This is a genomic window from Actinomadura sp. NPDC048021, assembly GCF_040653135.1.
Taxonomy (GTDB): Bacteria; Actinomycetota; Actinomycetes; order Streptosporangiales; family Streptosporangiaceae; genus Spirillospora; species Spirillospora verrucosospora.
In genome coordinates this window covers 1-19539 of record NZ_JBEZJQ010000019.1, presented here as the reverse complement: position 1 = coordinate 19539, position 19539 = coordinate 1, and the positions used below count along the sequence as shown (strand labels likewise).

The window sequence follows — 19539 nt, the reverse complement described above, 5'->3', positions numbered from 1 at the left end:
ATTCTAGAACAGCATTCGGATGATGGGGGGACGCGGTCCGCTCTCAGCTCTCGCGTGTCGCGCCGGTCTCCGCCCCGGCGGCGGGCTCGGCCTCCGGGAGCGGCTCGCGGGACGGCCTGCGGCCCGCGGCGAGGCTCGCCACCGCGGTGGCGGCCAGCGTCCCGGCGATCACGGCGAGCGACAGCCAGATCGGGATCTCGGGGGCCCAGCCGGCGCCGTACTCGTGCAGCGCGTGCAGGATCAGCTTGACGCCGATGAAGCCGAGGATGAACGCCAGCCCGTGCCCGAGGTAGACGAGACGGTCGGCGAGGCCGCCGAGCAGGAAGTACAGCTGGACGAGGCCCATGAGCGCGAACGCGTTGGCGGTGAAGACCAGGTACGGCTCGGTCGTGAGCCCGAAGATCGCGGGGATGGAGTCCAGCGCGAACAGCACGTCGGTCGAGCCGATAGCGATCATCACGATGGCCATCGGGGTGACCAGCCGGCGCCCGCCCCGCCGGGTGAGGAACCGGCTGCCGTCGTACTCGTCCGACGTCGGGATGACGCGCTTGGCCCAGCGCAGCAGCGCGTTCTCCTTGAACTCGTCCTCGTCGCCGCCGCGGACCAGGCCGATCGCCGTCCAGATGAGGAACGCGCCGAACAGGAAGAACACCCAGGTGAAGGTCGCGATGGCGGCGGCGCCGACCGCGATGAACGCGCCGCGCAGCACCAACGCGATCACGATGCCCGCCATCAGCACCGTGTGCTGGGCGTGCTTGGGCACGGCGAACCTGGCGAGGATCACCATGAACACGAAGAGGTTGTCGACGCTGAGGCTCTTCTCCATGACGAAGCCGCCGAAGTACTGCGCGGCGTGCTCCCCGCCGGAGAAGAGCCAGACTCCGAGGCCGAAGAGCACGGCGAGACCGATGTAGACCACCGACCAGAAGGCGGCGCGGCGGGTGGTGAACTCCCGCGTGTCATTGCGGTGGATCAGGAACAGGTCGGCGGCGATGATCGCAAGGATCGCCGCGATGGTGAGGCCCCAGACAAGGGGTGAGACCGACAACGTGAACACCTCCGGCGGACATGAGACGAGCGCCGGAGGTCTCTCCCGCCCTGCGATCGGGTACGGGCCGCGGAACCCGGGCCGGCATGGGCCGACCGTACTGACGAGAACCGCGCGCGGGGATACTCCCCTCCGCTTACCTGCTTCAACGCGGGCCGCTCCGGGGCGGTTCCCCTCCCCCGCGATTTTTCGGCGCCGTCTTCGAACCCGAGCGCGGGAAACCGCGTCTAAGGTCCGGTCAGCTCCAGGTACAGCCCCGCCAGCTGGTCGACGGCGTCGTCCTCGCCGGGCATCAGCGCCGACCGCCGGGCGGCGGCCGAGCCCAGCCGCGCCGCGAGCGCCGGATCGTCCAGGACGCGGCTCACCGCGCGCCCGAGCGCCTCCGCGTCGTTCGGCGGCACCAGCAGCGCCGCGTCGGACTCGGGCTCCTGCAGCAGCGCGACGTCCTCGCCCCGCTCCCCGGCGCCCACCATCCCCGGGATCCCGCCGACGCGGGTCGCGACCAGAGGCCGGCCCGCCCGCAGGATCTCCTGGACGACCAGCGGCTGCCCCTCCCACACGCTCGGCACGACCGCCACATCGCAGGCGGCCAGCAGTCCGGCGACGTCGGAGCGGCGGCCGAGCAGCAGGACCGGCAGGTCCTCGGCCTCGATCCGGGCGCGCAGCTCGCCCTCCAGCGGCCCGTCGCCCGCGATCGCGACGAGCGGCGGCGGGGTCCGTCCCGCCCACGCCGCCGCGGCGTCCAGCAGCGTCGGCAGGCCCTTCTGCTCGGCGAGCCGGGCGACGGTGACGACCAGCGGCCGCTCCCCCACGCCGAGCTCGGCCCGCACGTCGGCGCGGACGGCGGGACCGGGCGGCGCCTGCGGCGCGGGCGCCGGGACGACGGCGTGCCCGACCGACCGGGCGCCGAGCGCCCGCATCCGCTCCTCCAGATCGGGCGAGACGCCGAGGACGCGGGTGGCGCCGCGCGCGACCACGCGTTCCAGCAGCCCGTAGACCGCGGCCGTCCGGCCACCGGCGATGACGGCGTTGTGGAGCGTGACGACCAGCGGCGGGCCGCCGCGGCCGAGGCGCAGCGGGCCCGGCACGACGCGCGCGCACGCCGCCACCGCGAGGGCCCCGGCGCGCAGGCCGTGGGCGTGGACGACGTCGGCGTCGCGCAGCAGCCGCCGCAGCCGGGCGACGGCTCTGGCGTCGCTCGCCGGGCGGGGCCGGTCGGCGAGGTCGACCTCGGCGAACCGCGCGCCCCCGGCGCCGAACCCGAACAGCTCGTCGGTGGCGGCGGGCCCGCACACCACGACGCGGGCACCGCGCTCGACCAGGCCGTCGGCGACGGAACGGACGTGCCGGCCGACGCCGCCGGCGGCGGTGCCGAGGACGAGCGCGACGCGCAGCCCGTCCAGATCCTGCCTGTCAGACATTGCGGGTGACCTTCCGGGTGAGGACGGCCCGCAGGTCCCGGCCGTCGATCACGAATGCGATGATCAGGAAGACGGCGCCGGCGGCCAGCGCGGCGAGCGCCCCGGTCCCGACGTTGCGCAGTTCCCCGGCCGGGCCCGTCCCGCCGAGGCCGAGCAGCGCCGCCGTCGCGTACCCGGCGGCGCCGCCCGCGGCGGCGCCGAGCAGCCCGGCGGCCAGGGCCCGCGGCACGCCGCGCACGGCCGCGGCGCCCCTCGCGCGCACCAGCGTCACGAGCAGCAGGGCGCCGGCGACGGTCATGCCGACGGCGTTGCCGACGCCGAGCGCCGCGACGACCCACTGCCGGTCGACCGACAGCACCAGCGCGACCTCCGCGACCATGACGACGCCCCAGCCCGCGACCACGGCGGCCGCGCCCATCCGTCCCCGGTGGCACGCGTACAGGACGCGGCCGAGGTGCGCGACGAGCCCGTAGCCGAGGAGGCCGGGCGCGAACGCGAGCACCGCGCGCGACAGCACCTCCTGCTGGTCGGGGTGGCCGGGGTTGAACACCGCCGCGGCGGGGACGGCGACGGCGGCCAGCGCGGCGGCCCCTAGGCACGACACCAGGATCACCGCGCGGGTGGTGGACGCGGTGACCTGGTCGAACCGGGCGTGGTCCGCGGCGCTCATCCGGGCCGACAGCAGGGGGAACGCGCTGGTGGCGATCGGCACCGCGAGAATGGCCCACGGCAGCAGGTAGATCGCCCACGCGTACTGGTAGTTGGCGAGCGCGCCGCGGGTGCCCTGCGAGCTGAGCCGGACGATCAGCAGCGTCGCCAGCTGCTGCGCCGCGACCGTCGCGATCCCGGCCGCCGCGAGCCGCCGCACCCGCCGCGCCACCCCGTCCGGGAAGCGCAGGGTGGGCCGCAGCCGCAGGCGCAGCCGCCACGCGGCGACCGCGGCCGTGGCGGCCATCGCGACGCCGCCGAGCGCCGTGCCGATCGCCAGCGTCAGCTCGGCCCCGAGCGGGAGCCCGGCCAGGTCGTTCTCGAAGCCCCGGCCGAGCGGCGCGTAGACCACGTAAGCGCCGATCACCACGAGGCTCGACACCAGCGGCGCGAGGGCGGGCGCGACGAACCGGCGGTGCGACTGCAGCAGCCCGTACAACACGACCGCGATCCCGTACATCACCATCTGCACGGACTGGATCGCCAGCATGTCCCCGCCGACCCGCACGACGTCACCGCGCGAGCATCCCTGCGGGTTCTCGGCCACCGCCAGCTCCATGAGGGGGTGGGCGAACAGCGCCATCAGCGCCGACAGGGGCACCATCAGCACGACGATCCAGGTGAGCAGCGCCGACCCGGTCCGCCGGACCTCCTCGCGGTCGCCGCGCTCGGCGGGCCCGGCCAGCACCGGCACGACCATGCTCGCGAGCGCGCCGCCCGCGACGATCTCGTAGATGCTGCTCGGGAGCTGCGTGGCGCTGAAGTACGCCTGGCTGAGGCACGAGGTGGTGACGGTCTGGGAGAAGGCGTAGGTGCGTCCGAACCCGGCGAGCCGCGCCAGCACGGTGATGACCGCGATGACGACGGCGGCGCCGGCCAGCCCGCCGGTCAGCCGGCGCATGCCCGGCCGCCGCCGGTCGGGCGGTGGCGCTTCGGATGGGGGCACGGTAGGCGAAGGCACGCTCGTCGAGATCTGCGGGGGGCGTCCGGCGGGCTAGGCGGGGTCGGCGACGCCGTCGCCCGCCGGGTCGGCCTGCGGCGGGACGGCCGGGCGGTACGCGTCCTCGGTGTCGGGCTTCCCGCTCTCCCGTTCCCCGGTCTCCCGCTCCGCCGCCTCGGCGGGGGCCGGGGCGGGGACGGCGGCCGGGCGGCGGCCGAGCATGTCGACGCGGTTCAGCACCGGGTTGCCCGCGATGACCTTGGTGAAGCTGACGAACTCGCTGGCGGCGTTCAGCCCGGCGATCCCGGCCAGGACGGCGAGCCGCGGCCCCCGGCCGAGGCGGGTCGCCGCGAGGCCGAGCAGCGCGCCGAGCGCGTTGGCGCCGGTGTCGCCGAGCATGGCGCGCTCGCCGAGGTCCTCGGGCAGCAGCGCGGCGGCGGCGCCGAGCGGCGCGGCGACCACGGCGGAGCCGGAGCGGGTCAGCGCCAGCGGCGTCCCGGCGATGAGGCCGACCTTCACGGCCCGCCCGGGGCGCAGGTCGAACAGGTTCATCAGGTTCGCGGAGCCGGCGATGAGGGCGCCGTTGACGAGGGTGTCGAACGCGCGGCCGGTGCGGGTCGGGGCGGGCGAGCCGGCGACGGCGGCGGCGGCCAGCCCGGTCGCGCCGATGCCGAGGATCTTCACCGCGCCGCTGGTCACCTCGCCGCGCGCGAGCGCGGTCAGGTGGCCCTTGAAGCCGCGGGAGGACGCCGACCCGGCGAGGTCGTCGTAGCCGCCGAGGGCGCCGGAACCGGCGCCGGCCAGCAGCGCGGCGGCGCGGACCCGGGCGGCGGCGCCGGGGGCGAGCAGCCCGGCCGCGGCGGCGCCCGCGACGAACGCGGGGCCCTCCAGCAGCGTGACCGGCTCGCCGCGGTGGTTGGTGCGGCCCCAGACCTGCTCGCCGGGCAGCCCGTTCAGGCCGGGCGGGCGCCGCGTCAGCGCGGTGTAGGCGGCGCGGGCCGCCACCGCGCCGAGGCCTGCGCCGGTCGCCAGCCGCGTGCTCCTGGCGATGCCTCGTCTCATCAGGTCACCCGTTCTTCGCCGTGGGCGCGGGCGAGGGCAGGTAGCCGTTCGCGCCGGCGCCCGTGCCGTACTGCCCGGACTTGCCGCCGATCTCGTTCTGCAGCGCCAGGATCGTGACGACCTGGCCGGCCGCGGTGTCCACCACGTCGACGGTGGAGACCGAGTCGGCGGCGTCGGAGTCGCGCAGCGCCGCGATCAGCCCGCCCTCCTGCGCGGAGGTCGGCGGACCACCGACGACGGTACCGCGCCCGGCGCCGTCGAGTGCGGAGGCCAGCGAGATCAGTGCCTTGTTGTCGTCGCCTCCGCCGGCGTAGGCGTAGGGGGCGGCGGGCGCGACCATGACGGCGAGGGTGGCGTGCTGTCCGGGCTTGCCGCTGGTGGTGACGTATCCGGCCTGCTTGAAGCCGTTGAGGACGGCGCCTCCGGCGGCGTCCTCGCGGCCGGACCTGGCGGGGTCCTTGGTGACGAGCGCGCCCGCGAGGACCGCGCCGGCCTTGCCGTAGGCGCCCGCGTTCTCCGGGAACTTCACGTCGTCGGCCTTGAGCTGCGTGGCGAGCTCGTCGACGGTGGTCTGCTGGTCGTCGTCGAGGAGCTTCTTCTGGATCGTGACGCGCCCGGTGACGGCGGCGCCGGAGTCCTTCGCCAACCGGCTGATCTGCTCGATGCTGTCGTTGCCGGCGCCGGGCGTCTCGATCAGCACCACGGACTGGCCCTTGAGCCGCTCGGCGACGATCTGCGGCGAGAGCGCCTGGGTGAACTGCTCCTCGCCGTCCAGCTGGCGCCGCAGGTCGCGCTGCGCGAGCCGGGCCTGCTGGGCCGTCTTGGCGGCCGAGTTGGCCTGCTGGCGCAGGGTGTCGCTCACCGAGTTGGACAGCGTGGTGGAGCCCAGCACGATGCCGAGCGCCAGCGCGAGGAAGATCGCGACGATGGAGACGAGGTGGTAGCGGAAATCGATCACGTGAAGAGTCCGGTCAGCCAGAAGAGGAAGGCGTGCCAGCGGTCGGCGAGCAGGGGACTGATGACGTCCCCCGCCGGGGACATGGCGACGGCGGTGACGATGGCGATGAACGCGCCGAGGACGAGGAACAGCAGCGACCAGGTGGAGATCCGGCTGCGGTAGAGCCTGCTGACGCCCTTGGCGTCGACGAGCTTGCTGCCGACGCGGAGCCGGGTGAGGAACGTGCTGGCCATGCCGGCGCGCCCCTTGTCGAAGAACTCCTCCATGTTCGCGTGCGTTCCCACCGCGACGATCAGGGTGGCCCCCTTGTCGTCGGCGAGGAGCATCGCGATGTCCTCGCTGGTGGCGGCGGCGGGGAACACCACGGCGTCCTTGCCGAGCTCGTGCACGCGCTTCAGGCCCGGCGCGCGGCCGTCCCGGTAGGCGTGCACGACGAGCTCGGCGCCGCAGGTGAGCGCGTCGTCGGAGACCGAGTCCATGTCCCCGACGATCATGTCGGGGCGGTAGCCGGCCTCCAGCAGCGCGTCGGCGCCGCCGTCCACCCCGATCAGCACGGGGCGGTACTCGCGGATGTAGGGGCGCAGGGTCGCGATGTCCTCGCGGTAGTGGTAGCCGCGCACGACGATCAGGGCGTGCCGGCCGGAGATCCGGGTGGCCACCTCGGGGACGCCGACGCCGTCGATGAGCAGGTCGCGCTCGCGCTTGACGTACTCCATCGTGTTGGCGACGAACGCCTCCAGCTGGGAGGCGAGACCGGCCTTGGCCTCGGTCAGCGCCTCCTCGATGGACTCGGCGGTCTGCTCGGTGCCCTTGGCGACGACCTCCTCGCCCCGGTGGACGGCGGGCCCCTCGACGCGGACCTGGTCGCCCTCCTGAAGCTTGCTGAAGATCTCCGGGCCGACGTCGTCGAGCAGCGGGATGCCGGCCTCGATGAGGATCTGCGGCCCGAGGTTCGGGTACCGGCCCGAGATGCTGGGCGCGACGTTGACGACGGCTCCGACCTCGCGCGACACCAGCGCCTCGGCGCTGACGCGGTCGAGGTCGACGTGGTCGATCACCGCGACCTCGCCGGGCTGCAGCCGCTTGGTCAGGTCCTTGGTGCGGCGGTCGAGCCGCACCGTGGCGCTGATCCCGGGCCGCCCGTCGTCGCGGCCGCGGCCCAGCGTGAGAACGCGCCGCGGCAGCCTCTGGGCCAGCCGGACGCGTCTCTCTGCGGTGGGTGACGACTCGTTCATCAACTGCCATCCTGCCAGAGCACGGGAGCGGACGCCGGAAACGCCGACACTCCAGGCGTGTCCGTTCGCGCACTCTCTGTAATCCTTGCCGGAGCGGGGGGCGGCCCGCCGCGGCCCCGGCGTGTCGACTGATCTGCGGGCCCGGCCGCCGCTAGCGCTCCTCGGCGGCCATGGCGAGCAGCTCCTCGGCGTGCGCGCGGCCGAGCTCGGAGTCCTCCAGGCCGGCCAGCATCCGCGACAGCTCCCGGACGCGGCCCTCCCGGTCAAGGGCGGTGACGCCGCTGCTGGTGACGGTTCCGTCGTCGGACTTCTCCACCAGCAGGTGCTGGTCGGCGAACGCGGCGACCTGCGGCAGGTGCGTGACGACTATCACCTGGGCGTTGCGGGCCAGCCGCGCCAGGCGCCGCCCGATCTCCACCGCGGCCTTGCCGCCGACGCCCGCGTCGACCTCGTCGAACACGAAGGTCGGGACGGGGTCGGCGCCAGCGAACACGACCTCGATCGCCAGCATCACGCGGGACAGCTCGCCGCCCGAGGCGCCCTTGTGCAGCGGCAGCGGCGGCGACCCCGGGTGCGGGGCGAGCCGGACCTCGACCTCGTCGACGCCGTGCGGACCGTAGTCGCCGGTCGGGGTGACGGAGACGGCGACGCGGGCGTGCGGCATCGCCAGCGCGGTCAGCTCCTCGGTGACGGCCTCGGAGAACCGCTCGGCGGCGCGGGTGCGGACCGCGGTCAGCTCCGCGGCCTCGGCGGCGAGCCGCTCGGTGAGCTCGGCGTGCTCGGCGCGCAGCTCGTCGATGCGGTCGTCGTCGCCCTCCAGCTCCGCGAGGCGGGCGGCGGACCCGCGCGCCCACTCCAGGACCGCGGTGACCGTGCCTTCCGTCCCGCCGTACTTGCGGGTCAGGGCGGTCACCTCGGCGCGGCGCTCCTGGACGGCCGCGAGCCGCGCCGGGTCGGCGTCCACGGACTCGGCGTAGGACGCCAGGTCGGTGCCGACGTCGGCGACCAGGTAGCCCGCCTCGGCGAGCCGGTCGGCGAGCGCCGCGAGCTCGGGGTCGTGGTCGCGGACGGCGTCCAGCGCGTTGCGGGCCTGGCCGAGCAGGCCGGTCACGTTCGCGGCCTCGAACGCGGCGGCGGGGTCGCCGAGCAGGGCCTCGTGGGCGGTGTCGGCGGCGCCGCGCAGCGCGTCGGCGTGCCCGAGGCGCTCCTCCTCGGCGGCGAGGTCGGTGTCCTCGCCGTCCTTGGGGTCGACCTTCTCGATCTCCTCCAGGCCGAAGCGGAGCAGCTCGGCCTCCTGGGCCCGCTCGCGCGCCCGCGTGGTCAGCTCCTCCAGCAGCGCGCTGACCTGGCGGTGCCGCTGGTAGGCCTTGGTGTAGGCGCGCATCGGCTTGGTCAGCGCGCCGCCCGCGTACCGGTCGAGCGCGCCGCGCTGCCGCGCCGACTGCAGCAGGCGCTGCTGGTCGGACTGGCCGTGCACGGCGACCAGGTCGTCCGCCAGGGTGATCAGCACGCTGACGGGGACGGACCGGCCGCCGAGGAACGCGCGGGAGCGGCCCTCCGCCGACACCGAGCGCGTGACGATCAGGGCGCCGTCGTCCAGCTCGCCGCCGGCGTCCTCGACCCGCTCGACCACGCGGCCGCCGGGATCGACGACGATCCGGCCCTCCACCGTGGCGCGTCCCGCGCCGGGCCTGACCCGCTGCGGGTCGGCTCGGCCGCCGAACATCAGCCCGAGGCTGGTGACCACCATGGTCTTGCCCGCCCCGGTCTCCCCCGTCACCACGTTGAAGCCCGGCGACAGATCGAGCACGGCCTCGTCGATCACACCGAGGCCCTGGATCCGCACCTCATCGACCATCGGACGCACCAGCGTCACAACCCTCCGCAACCAGATCCCCGATCAGCGCCTGTGGAGATTATCCCCTCTGCCCGTCCGCCGCCTCCCCGTCCGCCCCCGGGGGCGCGCTCTGCGGCGGGAAGCCGGGGCCCGGGTAGCCGGCGATGCCGCCGGCCGCCGGGGCGTCCCCGACCTGGGAGTCCCCGAGCGGCGGGGACGGCCGGGATGGCTGGCGGACCCGCCCGCGCCAGCCCGTCACGGGCAGCCCGAACTTGGTGACCAGCCGGTCGGTGAACGGGGTGAGGTGCAGCCGCGCGAGCCGCACCGGCTCGGCGCCGCGGCGGACCTCCACCCGCGCGCCGGGCGGGAGGTCGAGCGTGCGGCGCCCGTCGCACCACAGCACCGCGCGGGGCGTGTCGGGCAGTACCTCCACCGCGACCGACGAGCGCGGCGAGACCACCAGCGGCCGTGCGAACAGCGAGTGCGCGCTGAGCGGAACGACGAGCATCGCCTCCACCTCCGGCCACACGACCGGGCCCCCGGCGGAGAACGCGTACGCGGTGGAGCCGGTCGGGGTGGCGCACACCACACCGTCGCAGCCCCAGTTGGACAGCGGCCGGCCGTCGATCTCGGCGACGACCTCCAGCATCCGCTCCCGCTCGGCCTTCTCGATGCTGGCCTCGTTGAGCGCCCACGTCGTGCCGAGGACGGTGCCGTTGCGGCGGGCGGTGACGTCGACGGTCATGCGCTCCTCGACGTCGTAGCGGCGGGTCACGACCCGGTCGACGGTGGCGGCGAGGTCCTCGCGCTCGGCCTCGGCGAGGAACCCGACGTGGCCGAGGTTGACCCCGAGCAGCGGCGTGCCGGAGCTGCGGGTGAGGTCGGCGGCGCGCAGCAGCGTCCCGTCGCCGCCGAGGACCATGACGACCTCGGCGTCGTCGGCGGCCGCGGCGGTGCTCGGCATCACCTCCACGCCCGCGCAGCCGATGTCGTCGGCCTCGCCGTCCAGGACCCGCACACAGATCCCGGCCTCGCTGAGCCGCTCGATGACCAGCTGCGCGCTGCGGACCGCCTCGGGCCGCCCGGTGTGCGCCACGACCAGCACCGACCTTGTGCTCATGCTCTCGCCCCACTCCCCGACGCGCTGCGGCGTGCGGACGGCTGGACGAACGCCCCCGCGCGGGACGTTCCCGGTTTCGACGCCCTCTGTACGCGCGGTGCGCCCTGTACGCGCGGTGCGACGCTCACTGCGGACCCTCCGCGATCGCCTTCGCCAGGGCCTCCTCCTCCAGCGGCGGGGCACCCGCGCGCAGCCACAGGAAGTACTCCACGTTGCCGGACGGCCCCGGCAGCGGGCTCGCGGCCACCCCGAGGACGCCGAGGCCGAGCGTCGCCGCGTGCTCCGCCACGCCGCGCACCGCGTCGGCGCGCAGCAGCGGGTCGCGGACGACCCCGCCCGCGCCGACCCGGTCCTTGCCCACTTCGAACTGCGGCTTCACCATGACCGCGTAGTCGGCCTCGGGGGTCGCGCACCGCCGGACCGGCCCGAGGACGAGCTTGAGCGAGATGAACGACAGGTCGCCGACGACGAGGCTCGGCGGCGCGCCGTCGAGCATCCCCGGCTCCAGGTCGCGGATGTTGACCCGCTCCAGGACGGTGACCCGGTCGTCGGTCCGCAGCGACCAGGCGATCTGCCCGTACCCGACGTCGACCGCGTACACGTGCTGCGCGCCGGCGCGCAGCAGGACGTCGGTGAACCCGCCGGTGGAGGCGCCCGCGTCCAGGCAGACCCGGCCCCGGGCGTCCAGGCCCGCGAAGGCCTCCAGCGCTCCGGCGAGCTTGTGCCCGCCGCGCGAGACGTACTCCGGGCCGCCGCCGTCCTCGGCCACGACGATCGCGGCCGCGGCCTCGACCTGGGTGGCCGCCTTCGCCGCGGTCTGCCCGCCGACGCGGACCCGGCCGTCGCCGATCAGCTGCCCGGCCTGCTCCCGCGACCGGGCCAGCCCGCGGCGCACCAGTTCGGCGTCCAGGCGTCGCCGGCTACTCACGGGGGCGCAGGGCGTCGGGGAAGGCGGGCCGGGGCGGTGCGGGCCGCTCGTCCTGCCCGGCGGCGGCGAGGAGCTCCTGGAGCCGCTGGTGGACGTCCTCGAAGACCTCCACGTGCGCGGCGACGGGCCGCCCGCCGAGCTCGCCGAGGAGGGCGACGGCGGCGTCCACGCGCGGGTCGCCGGTCGGGTCGGGCGGCGGCGCGGCCGGGAACTCCGGCTCCTCCGCGGCCTCGTCGGACATCACGTTTACCTCCCAGTGCTCCCGGAGCGCACGCGACGAGTCGCCTCCGGCTCACCATGAACGCTACCGTCCCTGAACGACATCGATGCCGGACGAACGGGGAACGGCCTGACCATGGCGAACGAGGAGGAGTGCCGTGCGGCGCTGGAGCGCGTCGCCGCGCGCCTGGCCGAGGTGGACGCCGACCGGCTCGCCGAGCACGTCGTCGAGCGCACGATCAGCTGCCGGGTCGCGGACCTCGGCGTGGCCTTCCGCAGCCGGCTGCACGGGGGCGGCCTCGACCCGTTCGAGCTGGACGAGGACCCCGGGGCCGCGCAGGTGCGCCTGACCGTGGACAGCGACGACCTCGTCGCGATGGCCTTCGACGAGTTGAACCCGGCCAAGGCGTGGAGCGCCGGCCGCCTGAAGATCGAGGCGAGCATCTTCGACCTCCTGCGGCTGCGCAAGCTCCTCTGAGCGGGGTCCGGCCCGCCCTCCAGCCCCCGGTCCGGGGCCCGGTCCTCAGAGCGAGAGCGTCTCCAGGGCCGCGGTGAGGGCCTCCGAAGGCGGCGGCTCCTCGGTCTCCCAGGCGGCGGACGCGAGGGCGCGGAGGCCGTCGTAGGGGTCGCCGGATCCGCTGAGGGCGAACGCGTCCCCGTCGCGGCGCGCGGTCCAGCCCCCGCACCGGTGCGCGCCGTCCTCCCTGACGGTCTCCGGATGCGGGACGAGGAGACCGGACAGGTCGGGCGCTAGGTAGGTGGGGCGCCGGTGGGGCGGGGCGGTGAGCGCTTGGAGGTGGCCGGTGACGCCGGTGAAGACCAGGAGGCTGTCGGCGCCGCCGTTGTAGGCGCCTTCGATGTCGGTGTCGAGGCGGTCGCCGACCACCAGCGGGCGCTCGGCTCCGGTGCGCAGGATCGACTCCTGGTGCAGCGGGCGCTCGGGCTTGCCGGTGACGATCGGCTCCACGCCGGTGGCACCGCTGATCACGCGGAGGAGGGCCCCGTTGCCGGGGTGGGGAGGCCCCTCGCCCCCGGGGATGGTCAGGTCGCCGTTGGAACCGACGAACAGCGCGCCCAGGGCGACCGCCTGGGCGCCTTCGGACAGCAGCCCGTAGCCGAGGTCGGGGTGGTAGCCCTGCACGACGGCGGGGGGACGCCCGGCCGCCGTCGACACCGGCCGCAGGCCCCGCTGGTAGAGGGCGTGGCGCAGCCCCATGCCGCCCACCACGAGCACCTCCGACCCGGCGGGCAGGCGTTCGGCGAGCAGCCGGGCGGCGGCCTGCGCGGAGGTCACCACGTCCGACGCCTCGGCGGGGACGCCGACCTCGGTGAGCAGCGCCGCCACCGCCGACGGCGTCCGCGACGCGTTGTTGGTCACGAACGCCAGCCGCTGCCCCGCCGCGCGCGCCTTGGCGAGCGACTCCGCCGCGGCGGGGACGGGCCGGCGGCCGACGTAGACGACCCCGTCCAGGTCGAGCAGGGCGACGTCGTACGCCTCGCTCAGGGGACGGTCGCTGCCTTTCATCGCGCTCCTCATGCCTGCGATCGTACGGGGGTTGTTACCAACGGGTAAGGGGCGGGTCAGCGCCGGGCCGCGAGGGTGGCCCTGGCGTGCCGCAACGCCCGCGCGTAGTCCGCGTTCTCCGGGCGCATGGCCGCGGCGAGCGCGAGATGCTCGACGGCGGCCTCGAAGTCGCCCATCCGGCTGAGCGACAGCCCGAGCCCGAACCGAGCGTAGTCCTCGGCGGGCTCCGCCTCCACGATCCCGCGGAAGCTCTCGGCGGCCGCGCCGAACTGCCGCGCCCCGAACTGGGCGCGGGCGAGCGCCTCGCGGATGCTGTGCGACTGCGGCTCGGCCTCGGCCGCCCTGGCCAGCAGCTGCAACGCCGCCGCGGCGCTGCCCGCCCGCAGCAGCTCCAGGCCCCGCGTGTACCACTCGTAGACCCCGCCCTGCGGCGAGTCCGCATGCTCGCCCGGGTCGGCGCCTGGGGAATCCTCCGGCCGTCCGGGTCCTTGAGTACTCATGTGGACCTCCCCTCGGACATCGATCAGTACGACCGTACCCGCCGCGGCGCTGGACGCCCTCCGCTGAATAGCATGCCCAGCGTGGACGACGACCTCTCCTCCGCCCTCGACCCGGAGGAGTTCAGCGCACGCGTCTTCGGGACGGCCGCGCCGCGCACGGGCGCGGGCCTGGAGCTGGCCCCGTTCCGCGGCGTCCGCTTCGTCCCCGAGGTGGCCGGCGACCCGGCGTCGGTGACCATGCCGCCCTACGACCTGATCGACGAGGCGGCGGCGCTGCGGCTGCTCGCGGAGGGCGGCCACAACATCATCAGGCTCAACCTCCCCCGCGCCGCCGGGGAGACCTACGACGCCGCCGGGCGGCGGCTGCGCCGCTGGCTGGACCGCGGCGCGCTCGCCGTCGACCCCGAACCGGCCCTGTACGTCTACGAGGCGGCCCGCGGCGGGACCGTCCTGCAGCGCGGGCTGATCGGCGGCCTCGGGCTCCGCGCGGAGTCCGACGGCGTCGTGCTGCCGCACGAGAACGTCTTCCCCGGCCCGGTCCGCGACCGGCTCGCCCTGATGGCGGCGGCGAACGCCAACCTGGAGCCGATCTTCCTGGTGTACGAGGGCGGCGGGGACGCGGCCGACGTCGTCGACGGAGCCGCGGCCGGTGCCCCGCTGATGGAGTTCGACGCCGACGACGGGCTCACCCACCGCCTGTGGCGCGTCACCGACCCGGACCTGCACGCGCGGGTGGCCGCCGACCTGCGCGGCAAGCAGGCGCTCATCGCGGACGGCCACCACCGCTACGCCACCTACCGCGCGCTCCAGGCGCGCCGCCACGCGGCGGGCGACGGCCCCGGCCCCTGGGACTCCGGGCTGGCGCTGCTGGTCGACTCGACGCGCTACCCGCCGCACCTGGGCGCCATCCACCGCGTGCTCCCCGGGCTCCGCCCGGACGCAGCGCTGGACAAGGCCGGCCAGGTCTTCACCGTGACCGGCTTCGCGGCCGAGGACGCGGCTCTGGACGCGCTCGCCCGCGCCGAGGGCCCCGCCTTCCTCCTCGGCGGCGGCGACTCCCTGCACCTGCTCACCGGTCCCGATCCGGACGCCCTGCGCGAGGCCATGCCGTCCGAGCACTCCCCCCGCTGGCGCGCGCTCGACACCGCCGTCCTCGACCATCTGCTGATCGGCGGGGTGTGGGGCGTCCCGGAGAACGAGAACGCCATCGAGGTGGTGCACGACGACCCGTCCGCGGCCATCGCCCGCGCCCGGCGCAGCGGCGGGACGGCCGTGATCCTGAACCCCCTCAGGGTCGAGGACGTGCTCGCGGTCGCGGGCGGCGGCGAGCGCGTGCCGCGCAAGTCCACCTCGTTCGGTCCCAAGCCCCGCACCGGCCTCGTCCTGCGCCTTCTCGACCGGGACGGCCCGCAGGAGCCATGATCGGGGGATGGACACCACGACCACGATCACGCCGCTCGGCGGGGACGTCTACGAGATCGACACGCGGATGGCCGGCTACACCGGCATCACCGCCGGGTACCTGATCCTGTCCGACCGGCCCTGCCTGGTGGAGCCGGGCACGTCCGGCTCGGCGCCCGTCGTCCAGGCCGCGCTGAGCGAGCTGGGCGTGGGTCCGGACGACCTGGCGAGCGTGGCCGTGACGCACATCCACCTCGACCACGCGGGCGGCGTCGGCGACATCGCCGGCATGTACCCGCGCGCGGAGGTCGTCGTCCACGAGAAGGGCGCCCGGCACCTGGCGGACCCGTCCCGCCTCATGCGCAGCGCCCGCATGGTCTACGGGGACGGTCTCGACACCCTGTTCGGCGAGCTGAAGCCCACGGACGCGGCGCGGATCCGCGCCGTCGAGGACACCGGCGCGGTCGACCTCGGCGGCGGGCGGCGGCTGGAGTCGCACTACTCCCCCGGCCACGCCAAGCACCACGTCGGGCTGGTCGACTCGCGGACCGGCGACCTCTACGTGGGCGACGCCGCCGGGATCTACATCCCGGAGACGGCGGACGTGCGGCCCGCCACGCCGCCCCCGGACTTCGACCTCGACACGGCGCTGGAGTCGATCGGCCGGTTCCGGTCGCTGGGCCCTGAGCGGCTGCTGTTCGCGCACTACGGGCCCGTGCGGGAGGTCGAGGAGACGCTGGAGCGCTCGGCGGAGGAGCTGCGGATCTGGGTGGACGCCGTCAAGGACGCCCGCGACCAGGGCCTGGACCTCGACCACGCCGTCGCGATGGTCGTCGACCGCACCAGGGACCGGTACGCGTCCATGAGCGACGACGTCGATCCGGAGCTGGCCGCCAAGTACGAGATCCTCAACAGCGCCGAGAGCAACGTCGCCGGCATCATGCACGCCCTCGGCCGGCACGCCTAGGGCCCGTCAGCGGCGGAACGGGCCGGTCACCTCGAAGGTGTAGCCGTCCGTGCCCGCGACGAACCCGCTCTTGCCGCGCTGGGACGAGAAGTACAGGCGCGACCCGTCGGGGCTGAACGCCGTCCCGGTGATCTCCGACTCGTCGTGGCCGAGCACGCGCAGGAACGGCGTCACGATCCCCTCGGCGGTGATGAGGTTGATCTCCATGTTGTCGCCGTCCTCGGCGACGTAGAGGTCGCCGGACGCCGTGGCGGTCACCGCGTCGACCCCGTGCAGGGGCGCCTCGCCGCCGGTGACGAGGTCGTCGTCGTAGGCGATGTCCAGCCGCGCGGCGGCCGCGTCGTACGCCCAGACGCGGTTGTCGCCCTTGGTGGTGAAGTAGCAGACGCCGCGCGTGTAGTAGCAGCCCTCACCGCCGTGGAAGCGCATGGCGCCGTCCACCTGGTCCCGGGTCGGTGTGAGCCACACCTGCGGGTTCGGCACCTTCGCCCACTGGACGGGGCCCGTCCCGGAGCCGACGAGCACTTCGAGCGTGCCGGACGACAGGTCGCCCCAGGTCTGCGGGCGGAACCGGTAGAAGCAGCCGTCCGACTGGTCCTCGGTGAGGTAGACGACCTTGCGCTCGGGGTCGGACGCCGCCGCCTCGTGCTTGAAGCGGCCCAGCGCCGGGCGGGACACCGCCCCCTTCTGCCCGCGCGGGTCCGTCTCGTGGACGAGGCCGAGGTCGTGCTCCTCGCACGACAGCCACGTCCCCCACGGCGTCGCCCCTCCGGAGCAGTTCAGCGAGGTCCCGTTCAGGATCCGGTACGCCGACGTGACCTTCCCGGAGGCGTCGAACCGCATCGCCGACACCCCGCCGACGGCGGGCACCTCCGAGTTGCTGACGTAGATCCAGCCGTCCTCGTCGCGGAAGCACGCGCCCCCGTCGGGGGCCGGATGCCACGTGTACCTCGTCCCTTCGACGCGCTGGAGCGAGCGCGCCACGACCCGGCTGGTGAAGCCCTGCGGCAACCGCACCCCGTTGCCGTCCGCGAACAGCAGCGGCCCGTACGGGCTCGGTCCGGGCTGCGCGGGCCCCGATGCGAAGGCCCGCTGCCACAGGGCGCCGGAGAAGGCGGTCGTCCCGCCCGCGACGGCGGCGGCGCGCAGGAACGTGCGTCGGTCCAGGGGCATGGCAACTCCAAAGAGTCGGTCTCCGCCGGACGTGTCCGGCGGCCCCCCGAACGGCGCGGTCCCGTGAATATCCGGGAAACCTACCCGCCAGTCAAGTAGCGGAGGTCAGTCCGCCTGCGGCCGCTCCTCCTCGACCTGCTTCGGCTCCAGGAAGACCGCCGGCGCCTCGGGCGCGCCCTCGTCCGGCGCGTCCGGCGCCTCGGGCTCGGCGGCCCGGAACGCGATGTCGGTCGCCGACGCCTCGACGGGCTCCGGCTCCTCCGTCTCGGCGGGCTCCGGCTCCTCCGCCTCGGCGGCTTCCTCCACCGGCGCCTCGGCGGGTGCCTCCGTCAGGACGCCGCCGGCGTCCTCTTCCTCTTCGGTGTCGAGGATCTCGAGGCCTTCGAGCTCGGCGTACCGTTCGGCCGCGTCGGTGTCGCCGTCGCGGTCGGCCGCGGCGGCCCGCGCGAACCAGTCGGACGCCTCCTCCTCGCGCCCCGCCTCGACCAGTGCGTCGGCGTAGGCGTAGAACAGCCGCACCGACCACGGCCGCAGCCGCCGGTCGCGCAGCTCCGGAATCTGCAGGGTCACGACGGCCGCGTCGTGCTGGCCCATGTCGCGCCGCACGCCTGACTCCACGATGCGCAGCTCCACGCGCTCCGCCGGGTCGAGCTTCTCCGCCTCCGGCGACTTGATCACGTCGAGGGCGCGTTCGGGCCGCCCGAGACCGCGCTCGCAGTCGGCCATGACGGCCAGGTAGGAGGAGTCACCGGCGCCCAGCCGCCGCGCGGCCCGCAGCTCGGCGAGCGCCTCCGCCCACTCCTCCGCGTGGTAGGCCGCGATCCCGGCGGCCTCCCGCACGATGCCGACGCGGGACGCGAGCCGCCGCGCCGCCTTCGCGTGCCGGTAGGCCTGCTCGGGCTCGTCCTCGGCGAGGCGGCCCGCCATCACCAGGTGCCGCGCGACCTTCACCGCGAGGTCCTTCGGCAGCGTGCGCAGCTCCTCGCGCGCCTCCACGTCCAGCTCGTCGCCGGTGACGTCCTCGGGCAGCAGCGGATCGTCATGCTTCGGCGCGGGACGCTCACGCTCCTCGTACCGCGCCGACCGGGCTCCGCGGTCGCGAGGCGGCCCGTAGGAGCGTTCTCCGTCCTGCGGACGCCTCGGGCCACCGCGACCCTTGAACGGCCTGTCACGCTCTCCTGGACGTCCTTCACGCTTGCCTTCGAAACGCCGCCCGCCCGGACGACGCTCCTCACGCTCATCGCGGGGCCCCCTGAACGGGCGATCCTGCGGACGCCCCTGGGAGCGACGCTCACCCTGGCCGCCGCGCCCCTGGAATCCTCCGGGACGCCCTTCCCGGCGCGGCCCGCCACCGCCCTGACCCGCGCGAGGCGCACGGTTGTCAAAGGAACGGCCTTCGCGACGCTCGCCGCCCTCACCAGAAAAGCGGTCGTCCCTGCGCTCGCCGCGAGGACCGGAGAAACGATTGTCCCGACGCTCGCCACCCTGGCCAGAGAAACGGCCTTCCCGGCGCTCACTCTGCCCCGAGAAACCGCCTTCCCGGCGCTCACCACGAGGACCAGAGAAACGGTCGTCTCGACGCTCACCGCGCGGACCGGAGAAGCGGCTGTCCTTACGCTCGCCACCCTGACCGGAGAAACGGTCGTCCCTGCGCTCGCCGCGAGGACCGGAGGAGCGGTTGTCTCGTCGCTCGCCGCCCTGACCGCCGAAACGGCCTTCTCGGCGCTCGCCCTGACCGGAGAAACCGCCTTCCCGGCGCTCACCACGAGGACCAGAGAAACGGTTGTCCCGACGCTCACCGCGCGGGCCAGAGAAGCGATTGTCTCGGCGCTCACCACCCTGACCGGAGAAACGGCCCTCCTTGCGCTCACCGCGCTGACCAGAGAACCGGTCGTCCTTGCGCTCGCCGCGCGGGCCGGAGGAGCGGCTGTCCTTACGCTCGCCGCCCTGACCGCCCTGGCCGCTGAAACGGCCCTCTGGGCGGCCCTCGCGGGACTCGGGACGCCGCTCATCGCGGCTGTCGTCGGAGCGCTTGAACGGACGGCCCGGCTTGCGGTCGTCGCGCTTACCGCGCGCGTCCCGTTCTTGCCTGTCACCAGGGCGACCACGTCCGCCCTGGGAGCCTCCGGCGCGGAACCCCCCGCTGCGGGGGCCGGTGCTCTTGCGAGCCCCGGGCCCTCCCTGGCCGCCGCGGGCATCGCCCCCACGACGGGCCGGCGTGTCACGCCGCCCGTTGCCGCCTCGCCGGTCGCGGCTGTCGTCGCTTCGGCCGTCCTCTTCCGCGCTCATCACGTCCGTCACTGTTCTTGGTGGTTCGGTGGAGTCTTCAGCCTACTTCGGCCGACCCACGACATGCGTCGAGGGCCGCCCCGGAAATTCCAGGGCGACCCTCGACCAATTCATGTCCGGCGGCGTCCTACTCTCCCACACGGTCTCCCATGCAGTACCATCGGCGCTGAAGGGCTTAACTTCCGGGTTCGGGATGGGACCGGGTGTT

Annotated in this window: 16 protein-coding genes, 1 rRNA gene and 1 pseudogene; 3 read left to right on the top strand and 15 right to left on the bottom strand. The window is 74.9% G+C overall.

What is annotated here, in order from left to right:
- Window positions 1-43: 43 nt before the first annotated feature.
- The 10 genes and pseudogenes from AB0C87_RS28145 to AB0C87_RS28100 all read right to left on the bottom strand — a co-directional run bounded on the left by AB0C87_RS28145 (window position 44) and on the right by AB0C87_RS28100 (window position 11498).
- A complete protein-coding gene (locus AB0C87_RS28145) occupies window positions 44-1048 on the bottom strand; it encodes a TerC family protein (protein WP_345184269.1) in 1005 nt (334 codons plus the stop codon).
- A gap of 227 nt (window positions 1049-1275) precedes the next feature.
- Window positions 1276-2469: a glycosyltransferase family 4 protein gene (locus AB0C87_RS28140; protein WP_360580333.1), complete on the bottom strand. Its 1194-nt coding sequence runs from the start codon at window positions 2467-2469 to the stop codon at window positions 1276-1278.
- Entirely contained in the window at window positions 2462-4078 is a 1617-nt protein-coding gene (locus AB0C87_RS28135) for a lipid II flippase MurJ (protein WP_360580331.1), read from the bottom strand. Before AB0C87_RS28135 ends, AB0C87_RS28140 begins: the two co-directional genes overlap by 8 nt.
- Before the next feature lie 93 nt (window positions 4079-4171).
- Entirely contained in the window at window positions 4172-5179 is a 1008-nt protein-coding gene (locus AB0C87_RS28130) for a hypothetical protein (RefSeq protein WP_360356702.1), read from the bottom strand.
- Window positions 5180-5183: 4 nt separating this feature from the next.
- The gene (locus AB0C87_RS28125) at window positions 5184-6137 is read right to left on the bottom strand and encodes a copper transporter (RefSeq protein ID WP_345187530.1); all 954 of its coding nucleotides are present in this window, start codon (window positions 6135-6137) and stop codon (window positions 5184-5186) included.
- The gene (steA, locus tag AB0C87_RS28120; RefSeq protein ID WP_345187533.1) at window positions 6134-7372 is read right to left on the bottom strand and encodes a putative cytokinetic ring protein SteA; all 1239 of its coding nucleotides are present in this window, start codon (window positions 7370-7372) and stop codon (window positions 6134-6136) included. Before steA ends, AB0C87_RS28125 begins: the two co-directional genes overlap by 4 nt.
- Before the next feature lie 151 nt (window positions 7373-7523).
- The gene (gene recN / locus AB0C87_RS28115) at window positions 7524-9230 is read right to left on the bottom strand and encodes a DNA repair protein RecN (protein ID WP_345187535.1); all 1707 of its coding nucleotides are present in this window, start codon (window positions 9228-9230) and stop codon (window positions 7524-7526) included.
- A 217-nt stretch (window positions 9231-9447) separates the two neighbouring features.
- Window positions 9448-10329, bottom strand: a pseudogene (locus AB0C87_RS28110) (NAD kinase); the annotation flags it as partial.
- A 124-nt stretch (window positions 10330-10453) separates the two neighbouring features.
- On the bottom strand, window positions 10454-11257 hold the full coding sequence (locus tag AB0C87_RS28105; protein ID WP_353835245.1) for a TlyA family rRNA (cytidine-2'-O)-methyltransferase: 804 nt from the start codon (window positions 11255-11257) through the stop codon (window positions 10454-10456).
- Entirely contained in the window at window positions 11250-11498 is a 249-nt protein-coding gene (locus AB0C87_RS28100; RefSeq protein WP_345187541.1) for a hypothetical protein, read from the bottom strand. Before AB0C87_RS28100 ends, AB0C87_RS28105 begins: the two co-directional genes overlap by 8 nt.
- A 114-nt stretch (window positions 11499-11612) precedes the next feature.
- Between AB0C87_RS28100 and AB0C87_RS28095 the strand changes: the two genes are divergently transcribed.
- Entirely contained in the window at window positions 11613-11954 is a 342-nt protein-coding gene (locus tag AB0C87_RS28095) for an SCP2 sterol-binding domain-containing protein (RefSeq protein WP_345187543.1), read from the top strand.
- 45 nt (window positions 11955-11999) lie between these two features.
- Here the strand turns inward: AB0C87_RS28095 and AB0C87_RS28090 are convergent, their stop codons facing one another.
- Both AB0C87_RS28090 and AB0C87_RS28085 read right to left on the bottom strand, forming a co-directional pair.
- A complete protein-coding gene (locus tag AB0C87_RS28090; protein WP_345187561.1) occupies window positions 12000-13001 on the bottom strand; it encodes an HAD-IIA family hydrolase in 1002 nt (333 codons plus the stop codon).
- A 56-nt stretch (window positions 13002-13057) separates the two neighbouring features.
- The gene (locus AB0C87_RS28085) at window positions 13058-13501 is read right to left on the bottom strand and encodes a tetratricopeptide repeat protein (protein WP_345187546.1); all 444 of its coding nucleotides are present in this window, start codon (window positions 13499-13501) and stop codon (window positions 13058-13060) included.
- 72 nt (window positions 13502-13573) lie between these two features.
- On the opposite strand from AB0C87_RS28085, the gene AB0C87_RS28080 reads away from it, so the two are divergent.
- Together AB0C87_RS28080 and AB0C87_RS28075 are read left to right on the top strand one after the other, a co-directional pair.
- Window positions 13574-14923, top strand: coding sequence for a DUF1015 domain-containing protein (locus AB0C87_RS28080; protein WP_345187548.1), 1350 nt, complete (start codon window positions 13574-13576; stop codon window positions 14921-14923).
- A 7-nt stretch (window positions 14924-14930) separates the two neighbouring features.
- Window positions 14931-15869, top strand: coding sequence for an MBL fold metallo-hydrolase (locus AB0C87_RS28075; RefSeq protein WP_360580329.1), 939 nt, complete (start codon window positions 14931-14933; stop codon window positions 15867-15869).
- Window positions 15870-15875: 6 nt separating this feature from the next.
- Here the strand turns inward: AB0C87_RS28075 and AB0C87_RS28070 are convergent, their stop codons facing one another.
- The 3 genes from AB0C87_RS28070 to rrf form a co-directional block, all read right to left on the bottom strand.
- Window positions 15876-17042, bottom strand: coding sequence for an alkaline phosphatase PhoX (locus AB0C87_RS28070; protein ID WP_360580327.1), 1167 nt, complete (start codon window positions 17040-17042; stop codon window positions 15876-15878).
- A 105-nt stretch (window positions 17043-17147) separates the two neighbouring features.
- Entirely contained in the window at window positions 17148-18038 is an 891-nt protein-coding gene (locus AB0C87_RS28065; RefSeq protein ID WP_360580325.1) for a hypothetical protein, read from the bottom strand.
- Between the two features lie 1407 nt (window positions 18039-19445).
- Window positions 19446-19539, bottom strand: a 5S ribosomal RNA gene (rrf, locus tag AB0C87_RS28060); the annotation flags it as partial.

What these genes read in the sequence shown, in the direction of transcription:
- steA (WP_345187533.1), bottom strand. Translation starts at nt 7,372, where the DNA reads ATGAACGAGTCGTCACCCACCGCAGAGAGACGCGTCCGGCTGGCCCAG.
- AB0C87_RS28140 (WP_360580333.1), bottom strand. Translation starts at nt 2,469, where the DNA reads ATGTCTGACAGGCAGGATCTGGACGGGCTGCGCGTCGCGCTCGTCCTC.
- recN (WP_345187535.1), bottom strand. Translation starts at nt 9,230, where the DNA reads ATGGTCGATGAGGTGCGGATCCAGGGCCTCGGTGTGATCGACGAGGCC.
- AB0C87_RS28135 (WP_360580331.1), bottom strand. Translation starts at nt 4,078, where the DNA reads ATGCGCCGGCTGACCGGCGGGCTGGCCGGCGCCGCCGTCGTCATCGCG.
- AB0C87_RS28095 (WP_345187543.1), top strand. Translation starts at nt 11,613, where the DNA reads ATGGCGAACGAGGAGGAGTGCCGTGCGGCGCTGGAGCGCGTCGCCGCG.
- AB0C87_RS28070 (WP_360580327.1), bottom strand. Translation starts at nt 17,042, where the DNA reads ATGCCCCTGGACCGACGCACGTTCCTGCGCGCCGCCGCCGTCGCGGGC.
- AB0C87_RS28090 (WP_345187561.1), bottom strand. Translation starts at nt 13,001, where the DNA reads ATGAAAGGCAGCGACCGTCCCCTGAGCGAGGCGTACGACGTCGCCCTG.
- AB0C87_RS28100 (WP_345187541.1), bottom strand. Translation starts at nt 11,498, where the DNA reads ATGTCCGACGAGGCCGCGGAGGAGCCGGAGTTCCCGGCCGCGCCGCCG.
- AB0C87_RS28080 (WP_345187548.1), top strand. Translation starts at nt 13,574, where the DNA reads ATGCCCAGCGTGGACGACGACCTCTCCTCCGCCCTCGACCCGGAGGAG.
- AB0C87_RS28130 (WP_360356702.1), bottom strand. Translation starts at nt 5,179, where the DNA reads ATGAGACGAGGCATCGCCAGGAGCACGCGGCTGGCGACCGGCGCAGGC.
- AB0C87_RS28075 (WP_360580329.1), top strand. Translation starts at nt 14,931, where the DNA reads ATGGACACCACGACCACGATCACGCCGCTCGGCGGGGACGTCTACGAG.
- AB0C87_RS28085 (WP_345187546.1), bottom strand. Translation starts at nt 13,501, where the DNA reads ATGAGTACTCAAGGACCCGGACGGCCGGAGGATTCCCCAGGCGCCGAC.